The sequence below is a fragment of the Vibrio sp. 1978 genome (assembly GCF_033344345.1).
The window spans coordinates 1-562 of the sequence record NZ_JAWPOP010000837.1 but is presented as its reverse complement, the minus strand read 5'-3'; the positions used below and the strand labels follow the sequence as shown (position 1 = coordinate 562).

Below are 562 nucleotides of genomic sequence, written 5' to 3'. Positions count from 1 at the left end.
GCTGGATTTGTTTTTCAATACTCCTGCACGCCGTAAGTTTCTGCGTACCGAAAAAACGGAATTTGCTCACATTGACGAGCTGTTAAAACGCATTGCACTGAGCCGCTTTGATGTCTCGATCAACGTGCGCCATAACGGCAAAGTTATCCGCCAGTACCGTGCGGCTAAGAATCAACTGCAAACCGAAAAGCGTATAGCGGCGGTGTGTGGTAATGCATTTGTGCGTAATATGCTTCGTATTGAGCTTGAGCATCAAGGCCTCAAGTTGCATGGTTGGATCACCACCCCGGATGGGGCTCGTCAGCAAAGCGATTTGCAGTATTGTTACGTGAATGGCCGCATGATGCGGGACAAACTGATCAATCATGCGATTCGTCAAAGTTACGAAATGAGCTTAAAGCCGGATCAATTTGCCGCTTATGTGTTGTTCATCGAGCTAGACCCGCATCAGGTGGACGTGAACGTTCATCCAGCGAAGCATGAAGTGCGTTTCCATCAAGCAAGATTGGTACATGACTTTATCTATCAAGCTTTGGCTGATGCACTGGCACAAAGCTCTGTG

At 47.9% G+C, this 562-nt stretch carries 1 protein-coding gene; it reads left to right on the top strand.

Annotation, left to right across the window (positions count from 1 at the left end):
• The coding region (mutL, locus tag R8N49_RS29390) for a DNA mismatch repair endonuclease MutL (protein ID WP_318190730.1) at window positions 1-562 on the top strand (562 nt) is incomplete at both ends.